General features: G+C 65.1%; 20 protein-coding genes. 17 read left to right on the top strand and 3 right to left on the bottom strand.

Translation table 11 applies throughout. The features are described from left to right. From EJP67_RS30295 to EJP67_RS30225, 15 genes are all read left to right on the top strand, one after another. Positions 1-94, top strand: a 94-nt coding sequence (locus EJP67_RS30295) for an EF-Tu C-terminal domain-related protein (protein WP_133373060.1), incomplete at its 5' end; no start/stop codon positions are given. A gap of 25 nt (positions 95-119) precedes the next feature. Next, positions 120-434 carry a 30S ribosomal protein S10 gene (gene rpsJ, locus EJP67_RS30290; RefSeq protein ID WP_007838118.1) on the top strand — a complete coding sequence of 105 codons (315 nt, stop codon included), beginning with the start codon at positions 120-122 and terminating at the stop codon, positions 432-434. A gap of 260 nt (positions 435-694) precedes the next feature. Beyond that, entirely contained in the window at positions 695-2176 is a 1482-nt protein-coding gene (locus tag EJP67_RS30285) for a hypothetical protein (RefSeq protein WP_240650829.1), read from the top strand. Positions 2177-2197: 21 nt separating this feature from the next. Then, complete coding sequence (locus EJP67_RS30280) at positions 2198-2743, top strand: hypothetical protein (protein WP_126025409.1); 546 nt, start codon at positions 2198-2200, stop codon at positions 2741-2743. A 235-nt stretch (positions 2744-2978) separates the two neighbouring features. After that, positions 2979-3659 (top strand): 50S ribosomal protein L3, encoded by a 681-nt coding sequence (gene rplC / locus EJP67_RS30275; RefSeq protein WP_126025408.1) that lies wholly within the window; start codon positions 2979-2981, stop codon positions 3657-3659. Beyond that, positions 3659-4279, top strand: coding sequence for a 50S ribosomal protein L4 (rplD, locus tag EJP67_RS30270; protein WP_019657681.1), 621 nt, complete (start codon positions 3659-3661; stop codon positions 4277-4279). The genes rplC and rplD overlap by 1 nt, the downstream gene beginning before the upstream one ends. Further along, positions 4276-4611, top strand: a complete 336-nt coding sequence (gene rplW / locus EJP67_RS30265) for a 50S ribosomal protein L23 (protein ID WP_126025407.1) — start codon at positions 4276-4278, stop codon at positions 4609-4611. The genes rplD and rplW overlap by 4 nt, the downstream gene beginning before the upstream one ends. Before the next feature lie 2 nt (positions 4612-4613). Next, positions 4614-5438, top strand: a complete 825-nt coding sequence (gene rplB, locus EJP67_RS30260; RefSeq protein WP_126025406.1) for a 50S ribosomal protein L2 — start codon at positions 4614-4616, stop codon at positions 5436-5438. A 10-nt stretch (positions 5439-5448) separates the two neighbouring features. Next, positions 5449-5727 carry a 30S ribosomal protein S19 gene (gene rpsS / locus EJP67_RS30255; RefSeq protein ID WP_007838132.1) on the top strand — a complete coding sequence of 93 codons (279 nt, stop codon included), beginning with the start codon at positions 5449-5451 and terminating at the stop codon, positions 5725-5727. A gap of 9 nt (positions 5728-5736) precedes the next feature. Then, entirely contained in the window at positions 5737-6069 is a 333-nt protein-coding gene (gene rplV / locus EJP67_RS30250; RefSeq protein WP_019657678.1) for a 50S ribosomal protein L22, read from the top strand. A 13-nt stretch (positions 6070-6082) separates the two neighbouring features. After that, positions 6083-6997, top strand: a complete 915-nt coding sequence (gene rpsC / locus EJP67_RS30245) for a 30S ribosomal protein S3 (protein WP_126025405.1) — start codon at positions 6083-6085, stop codon at positions 6995-6997. 52 nt (positions 6998-7049) lie between these two features. Continuing rightward, positions 7050-7466: a 50S ribosomal protein L16 gene (gene rplP, locus EJP67_RS30240; RefSeq protein WP_007838137.1), complete on the top strand. Its 417-nt coding sequence runs from the start codon at positions 7050-7052 to the stop codon at positions 7464-7466. Positions 7467-7521: 55 nt separating this feature from the next. Next, positions 7522-7731: a 50S ribosomal protein L29 gene (gene rpmC, locus EJP67_RS30235; RefSeq protein WP_026346743.1), complete on the top strand. Its 210-nt coding sequence runs from the start codon at positions 7522-7524 to the stop codon at positions 7729-7731. 9 nt (positions 7732-7740) lie between these two features. Then, positions 7741-8010 (top strand): 30S ribosomal protein S17, encoded by a 270-nt coding sequence (gene rpsQ / locus EJP67_RS30230; RefSeq protein ID WP_015867662.1) that lies wholly within the window; start codon positions 7741-7743, stop codon positions 8008-8010. A gap of 82 nt (positions 8011-8092) precedes the next feature. Further along, positions 8093-8599: a peroxiredoxin gene (locus EJP67_RS30225; RefSeq protein ID WP_126025404.1), complete on the top strand. Its 507-nt coding sequence runs from the start codon at positions 8093-8095 to the stop codon at positions 8597-8599. Between the two features lie 10 nt (positions 8600-8609). On the opposite strand, the gene EJP67_RS30220 is transcribed toward EJP67_RS30225, so the two are convergent. Next, the gene (locus tag EJP67_RS30220; protein ID WP_126025403.1) at positions 8610-9197 is read right to left on the bottom strand and encodes a GNAT family N-acetyltransferase; all 588 of its coding nucleotides are present in this window, start codon (positions 9195-9197) and stop codon (positions 8610-8612) included. Then, positions 9194-9904, bottom strand: coding sequence for a cytochrome b/b6 domain-containing protein (locus EJP67_RS30215; protein WP_126025402.1), 711 nt, complete (start codon positions 9902-9904; stop codon positions 9194-9196). Before EJP67_RS30215 ends, EJP67_RS30220 begins: the two co-directional genes overlap by 4 nt. Before the next feature lie 161 nt (positions 9905-10065). Between EJP67_RS30215 and EJP67_RS30210 the strand changes: the two genes are divergently transcribed. Next, the gene (locus tag EJP67_RS30210) at positions 10066-10512 is read left to right on the top strand and encodes a c-type cytochrome (protein WP_126025401.1); all 447 of its coding nucleotides are present in this window, start codon (positions 10066-10068) and stop codon (positions 10510-10512) included. Between the two features lie 73 nt (positions 10513-10585). Here EJP67_RS30210 and EJP67_RS30205 read toward each other — a convergent pair whose 3' ends face one another. Next, complete coding sequence (locus EJP67_RS30205; protein WP_126025400.1) at positions 10586-11083, bottom strand: TlpA disulfide reductase family protein; 498 nt, start codon at positions 11081-11083, stop codon at positions 10586-10588. 100 nt (positions 11084-11183) lie between these two features. On the opposite strand from EJP67_RS30205, the gene EJP67_RS30200 reads away from it, so the two are divergent. Further along, positions 11184-11735 (top strand): hypothetical protein, encoded by a 552-nt coding sequence (locus EJP67_RS30200; RefSeq protein WP_126025399.1) that lies wholly within the window; start codon positions 11184-11186, stop codon positions 11733-11735. The last annotated feature ends 53 nt before the right edge of the window (positions 11736-11788 follow it).

Genomic DNA, 11788 nt, shown 5'->3' with positions numbered 1-11788 from the left:
CCCGATCGCCATGGAAGAAGGCCTGCGCTTCGCCATCCGCGAAGGCGGCCGCACCGTGGGTTCGGGCGTCGTGGCGAAGATCCTCGACCTGTAATCAAGACGGGAGCAAAGGAATCACCATGGCTACCAAGCAAAAGATCCGCATCCGCCTGAAGGCATTCGACTACAAGCTGATCGACCAGTCGGCCGCTGAAATCGTGGACACCGCAAAGCGCACCGGCGCGATCGTCAAGGGCCCCGTGCCCCTGCCGACCCGCATGAAGCGCTTCGACATCCTGCGTTCGCCGCACGTCAACAAGACGTCGCGCGACCAGCTGGAAATCCGTACGCACCAGCGCCTGATGGACATCGTCGACCCGACCGACAAGACCGTGGACGCGCTGATGAAGCTCGACCTGCCGGCTGGCGTGGACGTCGAAATCAAGCTGCAGTAATCCATTCGGCTTCGCGCCGCAAGTGCTGCAAAACCCGCCTGCAGAAATGCAGGCGGGTTTTGTGCTTTATGTCTCGCGAATGTGGCATCCTCCCGTGCCGACGCCCGCCAATTTCCGAGGCGTCGGGTAGCTGAAGCGAGGGCAGCACAACTATGGGACAACGCATCTCTTTTTCGTCGGGCCTGGTTGCCTGTGTCGCGGCAGCGCTTCTGACTGCTTGCGGTGGCGGAGGAGGAGGGGGCGGCGGTGGCGGCATTCCCTTGCTCCCCCTGATTCCCACCGCGCCCGTCGCGCTGAGCGGCACTGCCACCTACGAGTCGGTGCCCAACCCCAGCGGCCGCCTCGTGTACGCCGACACCACGGTCAAGCCGGTGCGCGGCGCGTTCGTGGAAGTGCTCGATGCGGCCAGCGGCAACCAGCTTGCCACGACGGCCACCGACGAGAACGGGGCCTATTCGGTGAATGTCCAGGGCAACACGAACGTCATCGTGCGTGTGCGGGCCCAGCTGACCCGTACCGGCGCGCTCCCGACCTGGGACGTCACCGTCCGGGACAACACGCAGTCGAGCGCGATCTATTCCATGCAGTCCTCGGTGTTCTCCACGGGCAGCGCTGCGCTCACCCGTGACCTGCGCGCCGCCAGCGGCTGGGGCGGGTCGAGCTACACCGGTCAGCGCGTGTCGGGGCCGTTCGCCATCATGGACACGGTCTATACCGCGATGCAGAAGGTGATGACGGCCGCTCCGGCGACGGCATTCCCTTCGCTGAAGGTGTTCTGGAGCGTCAACAACACCAACTCCGGCGGCAGCATCGCGCTGGGGCAGATCGGCACCACCTTCTTCGTGGGCAGGAGCTCGGGCGCCGAGATCTACGTGCTCGGCAAGGAGAACGTGGATACCGACGAATTCGATGCGCCGGTGATTGCCCACGAGTGGGGCCACTATTACCAGGCCTCCTTCAGCCGCGACGACTCGACTGGCGGCGCGCACTCCACGAGCGAGCGCGTCGATCGCCGGCTGGCCTTCTCCGAGGGGTGGGGCAACGGCTGGTCGGGAATTGCGCTGGGGCGCAGCAACTATGTCGATTCGGGCGGGCCCGGCCAGGCGCAGGGCGGCAATCTCGATCTGACGAGAGGGCCGACGACCAATCCGGGCTGGTTCCGCGAATCCTCGATCCAGTCGATCTTCTGGAACCTGAACCAGCAGGTCGGGTTCAAGCCGATCCACGACACGATGACGAGCGCGCTGTTCAGGGGCGGCGCGCCGGTTACCTCGATTCACCCGTTCACTGCTGCTTTCAACGTGGTGGCGTCGGGCAATGCTCCGGCTTTGGCGACGCTGTTGGCGGGCCAGAGCATCAACGCCGCCTCCAACGATGCCTACGGCACGCAGGAAACCAACGGTGGCGGGTCGCCGACCGTGAACTACGTGTTGCCGATGTACAACCAGGCGACGGTCGGTGCGAGCACCTCGGCTTGCGTGACGAACGCAGAAGATCCCCAGCGCGACGGAAACAAGCTCGGCAGCTTCTCCTACCTGCGCTTCACGGCACCCGCGAGCCGCAGCTACCAGTTCGCGATCACCCCGCCTGCGGGCGCCAGCCCCAATTTCGTGATCTACAGGGGCGGGGTGGTGAGCCGGAACACCAATTCGGTCAACCTGTCGGCCGGCGACCATGTTCTGGTCGTCAATGATGTCAACAACTCCGGCGCAAACACCTGCTTCGGCGTGCTGATCCAATAAGCAGCAGCGAGGAAGTCCACCATGAACCTCCGTTCCAGTCCGATGATTGCCACCGCCGCTGCACTTTTGGCGCTCGCTGCCGCCTCGGCGTGCGCAGACGGTGCCCCGGGGCAGCGCGCGGCCAGTCAGGCAGCGGCTTCCCGCAATGCAGTACCCATGACGGCTGCGGCTCGCAAGCCCAATGATTCCGGCGTGGCGATACAGTACAGGGTCGAGGGCGCGGCGCAGGTCGGGCGCTCGGTCGCCGTCGTTCTCCAGTTCGATGGCGTGAGCGATCCTGCCGGCGCTACCGCACGTTTGACGACCGATGCGGGCCTTTCCCTGGCGACGAGCAGCAGCCTTGCCTTGCCGGCAGGCCAGAGTACTACGGCCACCGCGCGTGTCACCGTCGACCGGGAAGGCCTTGCCTACCTGAACGTCTTCGTCACGCAGAACGGTGCCATGAGCATCGTCGCCATCCCCATCCAGACCGGGGCCGCTGCGCCCGCCATGAAGGCTGCGGGCGAGATGAAATCGTCGGCGGAGGGCGAGAAGATCATCTCGATGCCGGCCAAAGAGCCGAAATAGGCTCGAAAACGCCCCGAAAACAGGCCTCCGAGGCCTGAAAGCGCCGCAATGGCGGCACTTGCACCAGGCCCGCAGCGCGGGCTATAATCGCTGGCTCTGCCCTTGTTGCGTCCGCATGGGCGCTATGCGAGCAGAGATTTATCAACCTTCTTCCGCAGTTCGGGGAAGCCCGACAAACGCTGTCGCCAATTGAAGTGGCAGCGGCGAAGGAAGCTTCCATTTTTGGAGAAAACAAATGAGTCTGAGCAACTCCCTCGGGTTGCTGGGCCGCAAGGTGGGGATGATGCGTCTCTTCACCGATGACGGGGACGCAGTTCCCGTCACGGTGGTGGATGTGTCCAACAACCGCGTGACCCAGATCAAGTCCCAAGAGAACGATGGCTACGTCGCCCTGCAGGTGACGTTCGGTTCGCGCAAGGCATCGCGCGTAACCAAGCCCGAAGCCGGCCACCTCGCCAAGGCGGGTGTCGAAGCTGGCGAGATCATCCAGGAATTCCGCGTTACCGCCGATACCGCTGGTCAGCACAAGGCTGGCGGCGTGATCCCGGTGGCAAGCGTCTTCTCCGTGGGCCAGAAGGTGGACGTGCAGGGCACTTCCATCGGCAAGGGCTACGCTGGCACGATCAAGCGTCACAACATGAGCTCGCAGCGCGCGTCGCACGGTAACAGCCGTTCGCACAACGTGCCCGGCTCGATCGGTATGGCGCAAGACCCCGGTCGCGTGTTCCCCGGCAAGCGCATGACGGGCCACCTCGGCGACGTCACCCGCACCACGCAAAACCTCGACGTCTTCCGTATCGACGAAGCACGTCAACTGCTGCTCATCAAGGGCGCGATTCCGGGTGCCAAGGGTGGCTTCGTCACCGTGCGTCCCGCCATCAAGGCCAAGCCGCAGGCTGCCCAAGGAGCGAAGTAATGGAACTCGAACTCCTGAACGAACAAGGCCAGGCCGCGTCGAAGTACGACGCCCCCGAGACCGTGTTCGGCCGTGACTACAACGAAGACCTGGTCCACCAGATCGTCGTTGCTTTCCAGGCCAACGCACGCCAAGGCACTCGCGCCCAGAAGGACCGCGAGCAGGTCAAGCACTCGACCAAGAAGCCTTTCAAGCAAAAGGGAACGGGCCGCGCCCGTGCCGGTATGACTTCCTCGCCGCTGTGGCGCGGGGGCGGCCGGATCTTCCCGAACATGCCTGACGAAAACTTCTCGCAGAAGATCAACAAGAAGATGTACCGCGCCGGCATGGCGTCCATCTTCTCGCAGCTCGCTCGCGAAGGCCGTCTGGCCGTGGTCGACTCGATCAAGGTCGACTCGCCCAAGACCAAGCCGCTGGCAGCCCGTTTCAAGGCGATGAATCTCGAGTCCGTGCTCGTGATCGCCGAAGAAGTCGACGAAAACCTGTACCTTGCCTCGCGCAATCTGGTCAACGTTCTCGTGGTCGAACCCCGTTACGCCGACCCGGTGTCGCTGGTTCACTACAAGAAGGTGCTGGTCACCAAGGGTGCCGTCGACAAGCTCAAGGAGATGTTCGCATGAGCCGCGTGAACCCCACCGCCGCTGAACGTACGTTCGACGAAGGCCGACTGATGTCGGTGCTGGTCGCCCCGATCGTGTCCGAAAAGGCCACGATGGTCGGCGAGAAGTCGAACGCTGTCACTTTCAAGGTGTTGCAAGACGCCACCAAGCCCGAAATCAAGGCCGCCGTCGAACTGATGTTCAAGGTCGAAGTCAAGGGCGTGTCGGTGCTCAACACCAAGGGCAAGACCAAGCGCTTCGGCAAGTCCGTCGGCCGCCGCGACAACGTTCGCAAGGCCTATGTGACCCTGAAGGCCGGTCAAGAGCTCAACCTCGTCGGGGAAGGCGCTTAATCATGGCCGTCATCAAGATGAAACCCACTTCGCCGGGCCAACGCGGCGCGGTGAAGATCTCGCGTGACCACCTGTTCAAGGGTGCTCCTCACGCCCCCCTGCTGGAACCCCAGTTCCAGAAGGCCGGCCGCAACAACAACGGCCACATCACGATCCGTCATCGTGGCGGCGGTGCCAAGCACCACTACCGCGTCGTCGACTTCGTGCGCAACAAGGACGGCATCCCGGCCAAGGTCGAACGCATCGAATACGACCCGAACCGTACCGCCCACATCGCTCTGGTCTGCTACGCCGACGGCGAGCGCCGCTACATCATCGCCCCGCGCGGTCTGGAAGCCGGTGCAACGCTGCTGTCGGGCGCAGAAGCCCCGATCCGCGCCGGCAACACCCTGCCGATCCGCAACATTCCGGTGGGTTCGACGATCCACTGCATCGAACTGCAGCCCGGCAAGGGCGCGCAGATCGCCCGCTCGGCCGGTACCTCGGCCACGCTGCTGGCCCGTGAAGGCGTCTACGCCCAGGTCCGCATGCGTTCGGGCGAAGTCCGCCGCATTCACATCGAGTGCCGCGCGACCATCGGTGAAGTGGCGAACGAAGAGCACAGCCTGCGCCAGCTCGGCAAGGCCGGTGTGAAGCGTCACATGGGTATCCGCCCGACCGTCCGTGGCGTGGTGATGAACCCGATCGACCACCCGCACGGTGGTGGTGAAGGCCGTACCGGCGAAGGCCGTCATCCGGTCGACCCGTGGGGCAATCTGACCAAGGGTTATCGGACCCGCAACAACAAGCGCACGCAGGTATTCATCGTGTCGCGTCGCAAGAAGTAAGGGATAGCCAATGACTCGCTCTCTCAAGAAGGGTCCGTTCGTCGACCACCACCTCGTGGCCAAGGCCGACAAGGCCGTGACGACCAAGGACAAGAAGCCGATCAAGACCTGGTCGCGTCGCTCGATGGTTCTGCCCGAGTTCATCGGCCTGACCATCGCCGTGCACAACGGCAAGCAACACGTGCCTGTGTACATCACCGACCAGATGGTCGGCCACAAGCTCGGCGAATTTGCGCTCACCCGCACGTTCAAGGGGCACCCCGCGGACAAGAAAGTCCAGAAGAAGTAAGGAACGACCATGTCTGAAACACGTGCAGTCCTCCGCGGTGTCCGCCTGTCGGTCGACAAGGGCCGTCTGGTCGCTGACCTCATCCGCGGCAAGAAGGTCGATCAAGCGCTCAACATCCTGCAATTCACGCAGAAGAAGGCCGCTGTGATCGTGAAGAAGGTGCTCGAATCGGCTATCGCCAACGCCGAGCACAACGACGGTGCCGACATCGACGAACTGAAGGTCAAGACCATCTACGTCGAGCAAGGCGCCACGCTCAAGCGCTTCACGGCGCGCGCCAAGGGTCGCGGCAATCGCATCAGCAAGCCCACGTGCCATGTGTACGTGACGGTTGGCAACTAAGCCTGGAAGAAATATGGGACAGAAAATCCACCCAACCGGCTTCCGCCTGGCGGTTACCCGTAATTGGTCCAGCCGCTGGTACGCAAGCGACCGCGATTTCGCGGGCATGCTGGCCGAAGACATCAAGGTTCGCGAGTACCTGAAGAAGAAGCTGAAGAACGCTTCGGTCTCGCGCGTCATGATCGAGCGTCCCGCCAAGAACGCACGCATCACGATCTTCTCGGCTCGTCCGGGCGTCGTGATCGGCAAGAAGGGCGAAGACATCGAGAACCTCAAGCGCGAACTGGGCAAGCAGCTCGGCGTGCCGGTTGCGGTCAACATCGAAGAAGTGCGCAAGCCCGAAATCGATGCGCAGCTGATCGCCGACAGCATCACGCAGCAGCTCGAGAAGCGGATCATGTTCCGCCGCGCCATGAAGCGCGCCATGCAGAACGCCATGCGTCTGGGTGCCCTGGGCATCAAGATCATGTCGGCCGGCCGCCTGAACGGCATCGAAATCGCTCGTACCGAGTGGTATCGCGAAGGCCGCGTGCCGCTGCACACCCTGCGCGCCGACATCGACTACGGCACCTCCGAAGCCAAGACGACCTACGGCGTCATCGGCGTGAAGGTGTGGGTCTACAAGGGCGACACGCTGGGTCGCAACGACCTGCCCGCCGTCGAGACGCCGCGTCCTGAAGAAGAACGTCGCCCGCGTGGTCCCCGCCGCGATGGCCGCCCTGGTGGCGACCGTCCGGGCAGCGACCGCCGTGGCCCCGGCCCGCGCGCCGGTGCCCGCGGCCCGATCGGTGGCAACACCGCTCCGGCCGATGGCAGCGACAAGCCCGCAGAAGCAACCGGCGGTGCCGGTGCAGACTCGAAACCCGCCGTTAAGCGCGTCCGCAAAGCCGCGCCCGCTGCAGCAGCGGACGGTGCCAAGGCCGAGTAATCGGTCGCTCCCGGGCGCGCAAGCGCCTGGGGCCCTCACGGAGTAACAAAACATGCTGCAACCTGCACGCAGAAAGTTCCGCAAGGAACAAAAGGGCCGCAACACCGGCATCGCAACCACGGGTAACTCGGTTGCGTTCGGTGACTTCGGTCTCAAATGCACCGACCGCGGCCGCCTGACGGCGCGCCAGATCGAAGCCGCTCGCCGCGCGATTTCGCGTCATGTGAAGCGCGGTGGCCGTATCTGGATCCGCGTGTTCCCCGACAAGCCGATCTCGACCAAGCCCGCAGAAGTGCGGATGGGTAACGGCAAGGGCAACCCCGAGTACTACGTCGCCGAAATCCAGCCCGGCAAGATCGTGTTCGAGATCGTCGGCGTGCCCGAAGAACTCGCCCGCGAAGCGTTCCGCCTGGCTGCCGCCAAGCTGCCGCTGCGCACGACGTTCGTCGCTCGCCAGCTCGGCGCCTGAGAGGAGAACATCCATGGCAACACGTAAGAAGAAGGAAACCGCGGCTCCGGCCAAGGTGACGAAGGCCGCAACCCTGCGCACGAAGGACGTCGCAGGCCTGCAAGCCGAAATCAAGGATCTGCAGAAGGCCCACTTCGGCCTGCGCATGCAGAAGGCCACGCAACAGCTGTCGAACACCTCGACGCTGCGCGTGACCCGCCGCGACATCGCGCGCGCCAAGACCATTCTTGCCCAGAAGCAGCAAGAAGCCCAAGCCGCCAAGTAAGGAGTGAACATGACGGAAGCTAAAAAATCCCTCAAGCGCACCTTGATCGGCAAGGTGGTCAGCGACAAGCGCGCGAAGACCGTGACGGTGCTGGTCGAGCGTCGTGTGAAGCACGAGCTCTACGGCAAGATCGTGGCCAAGACGAGCAAGTACCACGCCCACGACGAAAAGGGCGAGTACAAGCTGGGCGACACCATCGAGATCACGGAAAGCCGTCCGATCTCGAAGACCAAGAACTGGGTCGTGACCCGTCTGGTCGAGAAGGCCGTTCTGGTCTGATCAATCATTGGAGCCCCCAGGGGCATCCGATCCGGAAACGGCCCACAATGTGGGCCGTTTTTCTTTTTCAGGAGCACATTCAATGATCAAAGTCGGCGACACCCTTCCCTCGGCCACCCTGCAGGAATACTCCGAAGTCGAGGGCGAAGGCTGCAGCATCGGCCCGAACCCCGTGGACGTGGCCAAGGCGACGGCTGGCAAGACCATCGCGCTGTTCGCGCTGCCCGGCGCCTTCACCCCCACCTGTTCGGCCAAGCACGTGCCGGGCTATGTTCAGCACTTCGACGACTTCAAGGCCGCTGGCGTGGACGAGATCTGGTGCGTCAGCGTGAACGACGCCTTCGTGATGGGCGCCTGGGCGCGCGACCAGAAGACCGGCGCCAAGGTTCGCATGCTGGCCGACGGCAGCGCCGACTTCGCGAAGGCCACCGGCCTCACGCTCGACCTGACCGGACGCGGCATGGGCCTGCGCAGCAACCGCTACTCGATGCTGGTGAAGGACGGCAAGGTCGCGACGCTGAACGTCGAGGCACCGGGCAAGTTCGAAGTGAGCGACGCCGGCACGCTGCTTGCCCAGGCCCGCGGCTGAGGCCGGCGGGTCAGAGATCTACTTTCAAGTAGTGAGCCCCGGCGACGGGGTTGTGATAGTAGGGCGGTACCTCCACGAAACCCAGGTCTTCGTAGAGCGCCCGGGCCGATTCCATGTCGTCGAGGGTGTCCAGCAGCACGCAGCCGTAACCCGCGCTGCGTGCGGCATCGAGGATAGCCTCGGCCAGCTGGCGGCCCAGCCCGAGGCCGCGGAAGCCGGGGCGCACGTACAGGCGCTTCATTTCCGCCGCGTTCGCGTAGTCCGCGTTGTCCAGCGGACGCAGCGCGCAGCACCCCGCCACATGGGCCAGCGTGCCGTCGGCGCGCTGCAGCGTCGGAGCCCGGCGTCCGGCGTCTTCCTTGACGTTCGCCGGATCGACCAGCGCAAGCAGCAGCGTGCCTCGCGGCTCGGCGTATTCGCCGGGCAGCTGCGCCAGTTCGCCGTCGAAATCCTGGAAATCCAGGTCGATGCCCAGCGAAGCCGCGTAGTCACGGAAGATCGTGCGTGTCGCCTCGATCTCGTGGGCCTCTTCGGGGGTGAGCAGCACCACCGCCGGCATGGCCGACAGCGGCAGGGGGCGTGAAACAGAGAAGCTCATACGCGCAACGAGGAAATCCACCAGGCCACGCCCGCGCACAGCGCGAACAGCACCAGCGCCAGCCAGCGCGAGGCCGCGTCGTCGCGGCTCGGCGCCACCTGGCCGCTTTCGGAAGGGACCAGCTTGTCGCCCGACACCATCGGCCGCACCAGGCGGTGCCGCTTGATGAGCACGTAGAACAGCACGGCCAGCACATGCAGGCTCGCAAGGGCGATCACGATCCACTTGCCCTGCGCCTTGTGCCAGCCGGTGGCCATGCCAACGATCTCGCCGGAGACGAAGCGGGTGAGCGGCCCCGAGGCCGAGATCTCGTCGTCCGCCATCAGCCCGGTAGCGACTTGCAGCACCAGGATGGCCAGCACCGCGAACACCGACAGCGCGCCCAGCGGCGTGTGCCCGATCAGGTGGTCCGGATGCGCCCGGCCGCGCAGGTAGGCCGCCAGCGAGCCCGGCCCGTAGGCGAAAGCCCCGAAGCGCGACCAGCGACCGCCCACGAAGCCCCAGAGCAGCCTGAACAGCAGCAGCGCCATGACCGAGTAGCCGATGCGGAAGTGCCATTCCATGGCACCGTTCAGGCCGGTGACGATCATTCCGATCACGGCGACGGCCAGCGCCCAGTGGAAAAGTCGTGTCGGCAGGTCCCAGACCCGGGTGCGGGCAACAGGGCCGGAGGCCGCCCGAAAGGCGGCCACGGAGGAGTCGGTCATCGAGGAAGGCGCGAGGAGCGCGATGCTGCGGAAGGCGCAGATTAGCAAAGTCCGGGCCCCAGGCCGCTTCGGGTTGTTGCTATGCGGCCGGTACGGCCCGCCCCTACACTCGCCCGCAGCGCCGCGCACGATGGCGTTTTTTCCCCACACGAGGATCACCCATGAAACGATTCGCCTCCCTGGCCGTCGCAGCCGCCTGCGCGGCCATGTCCCTTCCCGCGGCCGCCCAGTTCGCCAAGCCCGAAGACGCCATCAAGTACCGCCAGAGCTCGCTGTTCGTGATGAGCCAGCACTTCGGCCGCCTCGGCGCCATGGCCAACGGCCGCGCGCCTTACGACGCAGCCGCCGCCGCGGCCAATGCCGAAGTGGTCGCCGACATGGCGAAGCTGCCCTGGGCAGGCTTCTCCGCCGGTGCCGAGGGCGGCAAGGCCAGGCCCGACATCTGGAAGGAAGACGCCAAGTTCAAGGAGCGCCAGCAGAAGCTGCTCGAGGAAACCGGCAAGCTGGTGACCGCCGCCAAGGCCGGCAATCTCGATGCCCTCAAGGCCCAGTTCGGCCCGACCGCCGCGAGCTGCAAGGCCTGCCACGACAGCTTCCGCGCGCAGTAAGCAGCGGATCGCGACAGGACAAAAGCAAAAGGCGCCCTTTCGGGGCGCCTTCTTCGTTGGGGCTGGCGAGAGATCAGGCTTCGGCCAGGAGTTTTTCGATCAGCTTGTGCAGTTCGGCGAAGTCCGGCTCTCCCACATAGCGCTTCACGATCTCGCCGCGCTTGTTGACCAGATAGGTGGTCGGCGTGAGCTTCACGTCGCCCCAGGCCTGCGCCACGCTGCCGGTGTTGTCGATCGCCACCTTGAACGGCAACTTGCGTGTCTGGGCGAAATTGACGACGTAGCTCGGCGGGTCGTAGCTCATGGCCACCGCCAGCGTGTCGTAGCCCTGGGCCTTGTACTTGTCGTAGGTGGCGATGACCTTGGGCATCTCGCCCACGCAGGTCACGCAGCTGGTGGCCCAGAAGTTGACCAGGGTGACCTTGCCCTTCAGGTCCGCCGTGCTCTTCTGCGAGCCGTCCAGCAGCACGAAGGTGGAGGCGGGAGCGGCAGTGGCGCCGGAGCCGAGGTACACGCCCACGCCGGTGGCCAATGCGACGACGACAGCTGCTGCGGCGAGGTATTTCTTCATGGCTTGGTGCAAGAGAAGGGCGGCGCGATTTTAGTTCCGCGTGCCCGATCGTGCTGGCGACATCCCGACCGGCGTGCACGGTTCGATAATCGCATGCCCCATGCCGTCGCCGTCCCCCGCCATTCCCCGCTCCAGGCTCGCAGTGCTGGCCGCGGCAGCCCTGCTCGCAGCCTGCCGCCCCGCCTTCAACTGGCGCGAGGTGCCGATCGCCGGGGCCGGCCTGGTCGCGATGCTGCCCTGCAAGGCCGACCGCGCGACCCGCGCGCTGCCGCTGGGCACCGAATCGGTGCAGGTCGACATGACGGGCTGCGAAGCCGGCGGCGCGACATTCGCCATCGCGCATGCCTCCGCGAACGGCCCCGAGCAGGCCGAAGCCTGGCTGCGCGCCTGGCACACCGCCACGCGCGGGCAACTTGGCGAGGCGCAGGTGACGGAATCCGCCGCCAGCGTGCTGCGCGCAACGGCAGTACCTGCGCCGCTGCGCCTGGAAACACAGCCGCCGCAAAAAGGTACGGCCACGCCCCTGCAGGTGCTCTGGTTCGCCCAGTCGCAGAAAGACGGTTCGGTGGCGCTCTACCAGGCCACGGTGCTCGGCCAGCCTTCCTCGGCCGAGGCGTCGAAGACCTTCTTCGAGGGCCTCAGGCTTCCATGAGCGGCGGGCTCGCCCGCTATGGTTCCGATAGCTGCCGTGGCCAGACCGTCCGC

Origin of the sequence: Variovorax guangxiensis, assembly GCF_003952165.1 — a bacterium.
Lineage (GTDB): Bacteria > Pseudomonadota > Gammaproteobacteria > Burkholderiales > Burkholderiaceae_C > Variovorax > Variovorax guangxiensis.
Note: the sequence above shows the minus strand (reverse complement) of the source record. Positions and strands in the feature narration are given on the sequence as shown.